The sequence below is a fragment of the Photorhabdus noenieputensis genome, assembly GCF_018448935.1.
Taxonomy (GTDB): domain Bacteria; phylum Pseudomonadota; class Gammaproteobacteria; order Enterobacterales; family Enterobacteriaceae; genus Photorhabdus; species Photorhabdus noenieputensis.
In genome coordinates this window covers 1-7,687 of record NZ_RCWC01000060.1, presented here as the reverse complement: position 1 = coordinate 7,687, position 7,687 = coordinate 1, and the positions used below count along the sequence as shown (strand labels likewise).

Below are 7,687 nucleotides of genomic sequence, written 5' to 3'. Positions count from 1 at the left end.
AATCTGATATCTTTCTGTCTCGGTCAGTTGTGTATAGGCCATAGCGCATTCTCCTGTGGCGGGAAAGATGCCTACTATAGCAACTGACCGCCTTTCTGAAAAATTGCGCTTATTAGTCGAATCCGCCACTTACATTTAATAGATCCTTCTGTTTTTGTGAAGACCTATAAAAACAACTATAAAAAAATAGTATCGTCATTAGTGGAAGTGACAAATAAGTGGCAATCTACCAATAGTTTATTTATATCTAATATGATTATTATGAATTATTCATATTATATCTTGAGGGATAATTCAATGAATATCATGAAGCTAAAGAAAATTATTAAAGATGATAGAATATTTTCAGATATTTTAACAGCAATAGTAAAAACGAATTTTCATGTAAAAGAAGAGTTCTTGTTTAAAACGGAGTTACAAAAATATATTAAAAAACCAACAAAAAATGAAGCTTTTTTTATAATATAATATATAGCCAACAATGAGCTGATTTATTTTATGGCTGGCTCGTATAAAAATAAAAGGTATTTTCATTATACGAGACAGCCATTATTATTAACAAGATGAAAATATTGACTTATATATTAAATATATAATTTAAAATCACAAAAATATAAAATAAATAATAAGATGAAAAAATAAATAATGCAGAAAATATAATATTAATTATAAATATATACATAAGCTATATTTTAGCTATTTTATTCTGTTTTTCTCTGAAACAGTAAAAAGCTGGAATCGCTTCCGGCTAGCTTCTTTCTTACCGTGGAGAATATCCGTGATACGCCAGTACCGACTGGAGCCGGTTCAAGAAATGGTAAGGTTTCGGGAACATCTGAGTATTATGAATTTTAAGGAAACTCATTATGTGGTTTGAAAATGCCATATATAAAGAAAAAATTAAACATATGTTTAACAATGAATTATCTATTGAACATGTTGAAGTTGAGATTGTTTCGTTTTATGCGCATTCTTCACTTAGGCTTGGTTTTCATAGTAAAAACATCCCAACAATATTCCCTGATAAGTGGAATAAAAGTGAATTTAATGCACTGAGTATTTTATTAGAACTTGGTGATATTATTCATTTTGAATGCAAAGGAATTAGCCTTGGTTTTGAGTGCACTCCAACTATCGAATATATAGATAACAAAATACATATGAGTATTTTTCATAATAATTTTCACTTCAACTGTATTGCTCAATTTCTAACAATTAGAGATATAACTCCTTATCTAGATGAAAGATGGGATTAATATTTTAATTTATTGTTGATCTATTCCAATAAATAACAAAAAACCGGAAATATCCGCGTAATCTTCCGACCCTATTCTACTTGACTCTCAATTGAGGGAAGAAATACCAGGAGTAAATATGGTAGCTGAACATATAGAAGATAAAGGCAAAACTATAACTATTACACAGGTTGAAATTAATGCATTGAAAAAACTTATTATGTACATTAAATTCTCTTGTGAAGAAAATGAATCTCTACAATATGCCAGTAGTTATTCCATTAATAGTTTTCTTGATAAATTAATTGACATTGATTGCTTTGGAAATGCAGCAAGAGCATTTTACAGCAAGAGAAATATTGACAACGAAAAATTTGTCACAAAAAAAATCAATGACGACCAAGAGAGAAGCGTAAATAAAATGGATAAAGATATATATCAGGAAGTATTTAAAGAAGCACTTTATCCATTTAAGAGTAAATAAATCAATAAAGCCAGAAATTTTTTATTAAGATCTTTCTGGCTATCTTTGTATCTATAAATTAAGCTTACTATTTCATCATTTGCATCCTAACCTCTAGCAATCAGGTTTGCTCACTGAAATGGTTGTTCATCCTCTTCACTATCCAAATAGCTGTCCCTAATACAGCTACAATTAGCTTATTTGAGTGCTTTTTAACGCAAACCTGAATTACCCATATGAAACATTCGGCACAAGGCTTCAAACCAGAACTCACTCAAGTCCTGATATGGTGAAGGTTACAGAAAATAATTTACTATTTTAGAACACTTTATTTAGGATTAATATTATGAATTATTTTATCACTCTCATAAAATTACTGACATTAAATATAGACTCCTTAATTTACCTATTTTTCAAGTGCATGAAAAAATTAAGTGATATTTATTATATAGATGATGTTCAATTATATTTTATTTCTAAAAAACATTATCAGATTAACTTTATATCAAACAATCACCAAAGATAATAGAAAACCCAAAATCATATGATCATAAATAATACAATTTATTTCTACAAAGTTAATGAACCTTATGGCTGCTTTTCTAATTTTTCAAAACACGGGTTAGCGGTAAATGGTGTTTATTGGCCTACCGTTGAACATTACTTTCAAGCAAACAAATTCTTTGATGTCAATATCAGAGAAAACATTCGCAGATTAAATTTACCAAGAGACGCAGCAAACGCAGGCCGAGACAGAAAGAAACCATTAAGGACAGACTGGGAAGAAGTGAAAGATAATATTATGCGGTTTGCTGTTTTGGAAAAATTCAAGCAGCACAAAGAAATACGAGAAATATTATTATCTACCGGTAATACCCGTTTAATTGAACATACGAAAAACGACTTTTATTGGGCTGACGGTGGCGATGGTTCTGGTAAGAATATGCTTGGCATTATCTTAATGGAAGTTAGAGAACAATTAAAAAAATTTTAATTATTTTAACTGTATAATTTAAGTCGATAAAGCTCCAACAATTTTTCTGTCTTTTAATGATTAAATCAAGTCTGGAAATATATTCCTGGAGCAAAATAAAATGAGTAAATTACAACCATTAAGAATACCATCAGGATAGTCTATTAATAATTTTTATGACGTCGAAACAATGGAAGAAAATACGGCTATGTCCATGATCCGGTCAATTGGATTGATCCGTTTAGACTTAGTAGTTTTGACCTATTTATACATGGTGACATCACAGATTTCCCTAAAGATCTTCATTTTGGTCAACATAGAATAGCTCCAAACTTTAGTAGTATTGGAAGTCAGGCAAACCCTTTGATAACAGGGAGACTTATTCTGGATGTAGAAAATGATATTAAGGTTGAGAAAATTAGCCCTGACATTTTTTTATTTCATATACGATTGATCCTGCGACAGGTAAACCTGTAACACTTAATAACCGTGGTTTAGCCGCTATAGTTGAATCTAAAGATGGCTCTGGCCTTGTTAAGACAATTGGCTGCAAAAATAGTTAGGAAATGATATGACAATACAATTAATACCAGAAAAAACAGAGTTTAGGATATCAACTACAGACCTTGAAACTGTTTATACAGAATCAAACGGGATTAAGCTTAGGCTTGATGTTCAACATATTGATGATTTTAAGAATGATACATATCGTGATATAGAAATTCACTTTTTGGTTGTAGCTGAACTTAGGTGTATTACTATGAATTTTTTTGATATTAATCATCAAAATTACGCAATAGATGGGCAAGAGTTCACAATAGATGTGATTGATTTTTGGGAAAAATACGGGTATCACCCTGATTCCGGTTTTTACCAAATAAATAACTCAGATATATTAATCAGTAAAAAATCATTATATGACCCTAGAAATAATCTTGATTTAAAACACTATTTAATTAATGGCTATGATAGCCATATAGAAATAATTGCATCTAAATATGAATATAGATATTTATAAATAGTAATTAAAGCCGAAAAGATCCCCGTGATCTTTCCGACTTTGTTATTTTTATGCCTAAAACAAATATTTTACAGAGTTGATCTTATATATTAAATATATAACTTAAAACCATAAAAATATAAAACAAATAAGAAGATAAACAAAGGAATAATACATAAAAATATAAGATTCATAGTAAATATATACATAAGATATATTTTAGATATTTTATTCTGCTTTATCTCTAAAACAGTAAAAAACCGGAATCGCTTCCGGCTGGCTTCTTTCTTACCGTGGCGAATACCCGTGGATCGTAATGCTCCAGTGAACTCATACTTCAATTAATTTTCATTTAAATCTAAGCTCTCAGCTTTATCATAAATACTTAATACATCTTTCCATTTTATCCTGAACTGATTTCTTTTTTTCACTTTAGACAATCCTTCCTGGTATTTTATATTAACACCTGGATCATAGTATATTTTACTTGATTCAAGTGCATTTATAAATTTATTAAGATTAGCACCTGTAGCTAATACAATTTGGGGACCAAACTTATAGTATGGGAAATCACCATTTTTCACATCATACGAGACAAAACATGTTTTAGAATGTTTCCGTTTCCAGTGGTCTAATAATTTTCCGAAATTCCAGCCAGCAGCAATATTACCATTTATACTCCTAAGTACTAATCCACCATCAGGATCTATAATTTTTTTCTTATCAAAATCATATCCTTCGAGATATAAAGTCAGCTTCGTTTTTTCGTTTAACAATCCGATTTTATGTATACTGGCAAAATCGACCCTATCCTCTTTTTTACTGGATGCATAATCACTCATAAATTTATGTAAATTTTCTATGTATTCTCCTTTATTTGGTTCTGGTGTCATTAAAGTTACAACGCTTCCTGAATGTGCTTTTAATTCCCAACCAGAAAAATCAGGTCCAGATCTGCCATTTGGTATAATTCCAAATAAACTTTCCAGGGTAAAACCTGCCCCATTTCTTGCTCTATATTCAATTACATTACCATTTTTATCCAGTCTTTGCGATTTAATAAAACCATAAGAATAAATTTCCTTCAAACGAGTTATAAGATCACTACGGCTGTCTTTAATATTAGAGTAATATTCATAAAAAACAGAGAAAACAGGATTCATTAAATTTTTATCTATTAATTCTCTGAGCTCAATGGAAAGAGCGTCTTCCCAAGAACTCATATAAGCAAAAATCATGTCTTTACATATACCAAGAATTAAATAACGATTCTTATCACATCTATTTATTCTTTCCTTTTTCGTTGGCGGTTGCATTAAATGAGATGGTGCTATTGAACAACCATTTATGATTCCCGACAGGCGAATTTCTGGATAGTTAGGATACAAAATAATTTGAGATCCATGTGCCTGTTCTTTACAACTGTCAGTATTTATCCAAAATAAATTTAATGTGGCCTTAAATCTCGCACCTTTTTTTGACATACCAGCGCTTTTCAGTTCACCAACAGGAATACCCTGTATGACAGAAAAATCCACCCCCAAATATATCTGTTGTTTAGAATTGTCATTGTTTGCAAGTGGCTTAACTATAATTTTTTTAGCTCCTAAATCCTTCATGATAACTGATATTTTATCTATATTTATCAGTTTATTAGTCATCTTCTGCCCCGTCCATTAGTTATAATCTCTCTATAGATTAACTCTATTAAAGTAAAAATAGAATGCCACACTGAAGGATAGATTATTTTTCAAACAAAATAAAACTTATAGGTGGAAGCGATTTGGTATGTAATGTAACTGTTTCTTACAGAAAAAGAGTCAAAAAACACTTTTAATTCAAATAACTACTCATTTTTCTATAAAAGTATTTTATGTATCCCCACTGTATCAATTTCCGCATGAGTTTCACTGGCACATAGCCATTCTTCAATTCTTTCTGACAACTCATTATCTGTCAGTTTCAAACGTCCTCTCAAAGTACATTCCCAAATAACTAATATCTTCCAGCTATTATCCGAAAGAGAACTCATAACAAATTGATCTCTTCTAATATTTTTCTCAATTTTATCTAACCAGAATTCAGTTCGGGTTGCCGGAGTTTTGAAGAGATGACAATTATGCCCATGCCAGAAACATCCATGAACAAACAAAACAGCCTGATATTCATCAATAACGAAATCAGGCTTACCCGGAAGCTCCCTTACCTGCACTCTATAAGTTACCCCAAGGTCATGGAGAATTTTAACGAGCTTTTTTTCTATGGCTGTATCACAGTTACGAATTGCTCTCATATTTTTACTGCGAGTGGATGGATTGTGAACATCAGCCATAAATTATCTATGCCGCCTGATCTTTGTTTATCTGCTGTTGTTTCACTGCTTTCGCTATATAAGGAGCTAATAATTTAGCAACAGCTGTAAATACAGGCACAACAACTGAGTTTCCAAACTGTCGATAAGCTTGTGTATCTGAAACCGGAATATGAAATGCTTCTCCCTGAGGAGACTCAAACCCCATTAGCCGTGCGCATTCTTTCGGTGTTAAACGACGCGGGCGATTTTCCTGGTTATCTGGATTATCAAAATCCTGTTCCCCAAGCTTTTTATTCCATCCCCGGTCAATAAGGATTTCTGAGCCATCTTTATGGTAACGCGCAGAAAGTGTGCGAGTAACACCATCCTTATTGTTGGGATCTATAAGGCCAAATCCAAAGCCATTTCCTTTAGCCTGATGTTTTCTGGCATAATTATATAAATATTTCCAGAGATTAGGGGTAAGAATATATTTACTGTCAACTTCTGGTTCAAGTAAATCCGCAAGTGTTGGCCGTTCTTTCGGGAAATATCGACTAATATCCCTAAGTGTAAATCCTTGATGAATATTCAGATCTTTCCGAAAACCAACTAACACAATTCGTTCCCTATGCTGAGGCAAAAAATATTTTCCATCAATAATTTTAGGATCATTCGGCCCCATGATATCAGAATCAGCAACAGCGTATCCCAACTCATTCAATGTATTCATGATAATACGGAATGTTTTCCCTTTATCATGACTTTTTAAGTTCTTAACGTTTTCCAGAAGAAAAATAGCAGGTTTTTTAGCTGTAATAATTCTGGCCACATCAAAAAAAAGAGTTCCTTGTGTATCACACTCAAACCCATGAGCACGACCAAGGGAGTTCTTTTTCGAAACACCTGCTAATGAAAATGGCTGACATGGAAAGCCTGCCAAAAGAACATCATGATCTGGAATTTCTTTATCAATATTTTTATAAGCATCTTTTTCATCTATTTTTGAGTTTTCACTTAATGTTATTTCACGAATATCAGAATTAAATTTATGGGATTCCGGATCACAATACCAGTTTGCTTTGTAGGTACGAACAGCATCTTTGTTCCATTCGCTGGTAAAAACACACTGACCGCCAATTTCTTCAAAACCTTTTCGAATTCCTCCAATCCCTGCAAAAAGATCAATGAAACGGAAACCGTATTGAGGATGATTTTTGGGTGGTTCAGGTAGCATTTTTTGGAGCATAGCAACTTCAACTTCTGTTAACAATTTCTGGACTGATTTTCCGTTAAACCAGCGATTTAAAGTTTCACGGGTCCAGTCGTTATAATTTACTCTGCGCAAAAGTTCTGCAATAGTTTTTTGATCATAAGACTCAAAAAGTTGTCCCATCAGCTTTTTATCTGATGCCAACTTTTGCTGCTGCAATAACTTCGATTTTTCATGGAGATCCTGAGCATACGAAAAAAATTCTTTCATTTTATTTATCCGAAAAATGTTCTATTTAGTGATATTTTATCACTCAATTGACCCAGAATAAAGAAATTTGTGGATATTTATACAGTTATTTACTTTACACAGTGACTCATCTAACCACGGCACCGATGGCGAATGGCACCGGTAAAACACCGCTGGCACCGGCGTCGGCCGACCGTACCGCCGATTATCTGGCGAAACTCCCGGCGGCGGATAACGCCCTGCTGCAACAGATAGAACAGA

Annotated in this window: 8 protein-coding genes and 1 pseudogene; 6 read left to right on the top strand and 3 right to left on the bottom strand. The window is 32.4% G+C overall.

Annotated elements, in window-relative coordinates; translation table 11 throughout:
- The first annotated feature begins 297 nt into the window (after positions 1–297).
- The 5 genes from EAE91_RS22585 to EAE91_RS22565 all read left to right on the top strand — a co-directional run bounded on the left by EAE91_RS22585 (position 298) and on the right by EAE91_RS22565 (position 3,689).
- Positions 298–468, top strand: coding sequence for a hypothetical protein (locus EAE91_RS22585; RefSeq protein WP_214090421.1), 171 nt, complete (start codon positions 298–300; stop codon positions 466–468).
- 398 nt (positions 469–866) lie between these two features.
- Entirely contained in the window at positions 867–1,256 is a 390-nt protein-coding gene (locus EAE91_RS22580) for an Imm50 family immunity protein (RefSeq protein WP_214090420.1), read from the top strand.
- Between the two features lie 118 nt (positions 1,257–1,374).
- Positions 1,375–1,719, top strand: a complete 345-nt coding sequence (locus EAE91_RS22575) for a hypothetical protein (RefSeq protein ID WP_214090419.1) — start codon at positions 1,375–1,377, stop codon at positions 1,717–1,719.
- Between the two features lie 523 nt (positions 1,720–2,242).
- A complete protein-coding gene (locus EAE91_RS22570) occupies positions 2,243–2,692 on the top strand; it encodes a riboflavin biosynthesis intermediates N-glycosidase (protein WP_214090418.1) in 450 nt (149 codons plus the stop codon).
- Between the two features lie 550 nt (positions 2,693–3,242).
- On the top strand, positions 3,243–3,689 hold the full coding sequence (locus EAE91_RS22565) for a hypothetical protein (protein WP_214090417.1): 447 nt from the start codon (positions 3,243–3,245) through the stop codon (positions 3,687–3,689).
- A gap of 323 nt (positions 3,690–4,012) precedes the next feature.
- Here EAE91_RS22565 and EAE91_RS22560 read toward each other — a convergent pair whose 3' ends face one another.
- From EAE91_RS22560 to EAE91_RS22550, 3 genes are all read right to left on the bottom strand, one after another.
- Positions 4,013–5,332: an MvaI/BcnI family restriction endonuclease gene (locus EAE91_RS22560; RefSeq protein ID WP_214090416.1), complete on the bottom strand. Its 1,320-nt coding sequence runs from the start codon at positions 5,330–5,332 to the stop codon at positions 4,013–4,015.
- 197 nt (positions 5,333–5,529) lie between these two features.
- Positions 5,530–6,003: a very short patch repair endonuclease gene (locus EAE91_RS22555; protein WP_011144732.1), complete on the bottom strand. Its 474-nt coding sequence runs from the start codon at positions 6,001–6,003 to the stop codon at positions 5,530–5,532.
- Between the two features lie 7 nt (positions 6,004–6,010).
- Entirely contained in the window at positions 6,011–7,447 is a 1,437-nt protein-coding gene (locus EAE91_RS22550) for a DNA cytosine methyltransferase (protein WP_214090415.1), read from the bottom strand.
- A gap of 110 nt (positions 7,448–7,557) precedes the next feature.
- On the opposite strand from EAE91_RS22550, the pseudogene EAE91_RS22545 reads away from it, so the two are divergent.
- Positions 7,558–7,687, top strand: a pseudogene (locus EAE91_RS22545) (type VI secretion system domain-containing protein); the annotation flags it as partial.